Raw genomic sequence first — 442 nt, 5'->3', positions numbered from 1 at the left:
CCCTTTTCGCGTTGGGAACCGTCGTCAAAATCCTGCTGGTACAGGTGATTGTGCTGGTCTGAATGGCTTCGGCACCGCCGATCGGCCGTTGTTACCCGATCGTTTACAAAGTCTGACGGCGCCGTGACACCCGCCACCCTAGGCCCAGGACAGCCAGCCAGATGGGGCCGATAGCCACCGCGATCCGGTAGGGCGGCATGGTTGTCATGACGACGACCATGAGTACCAGGAAGGCCAGCACGATCCAGTTGGTGACGGGGGCTCCCGGCATCGTGAAACGCAGCTCGGAGCGGGATTCAGGATCGAGACGGCGACGAAAGAGCATCTGGGTGATGATGATCGTCGCCCAGTTGATGATTGCGGCGATCATGGCGATCGACATGATGTACACGAACGCCTGTTCCGGTAGCAGCCCGACGACGACCACTGCAATAGCTGTTAC

Annotated in this window: 1 pseudogene; it reads right to left on the bottom strand. The window is 59.7% G+C overall.

What is annotated here, in order from left to right:
• Positions 1 to 103: 103 nt before the first annotated feature.
• Positions 104 to 442, bottom strand: a pseudogene (locus AADR41_RS42485) (hypothetical protein); the annotation flags it as partial.

Origin of the sequence: Streptomyces sp. CLV115 (assembly GCF_038448545.1) — a bacterium.
In the GTDB taxonomy this organism is placed as follows: Bacteria; Actinomycetota; Actinomycetes; order Streptomycetales; family Streptomycetaceae; genus Streptomyces; species Streptomyces sanglieri.
Note: the sequence above shows the minus strand (reverse complement) of the source record. Positions and strands in the feature narration are given on the sequence as shown.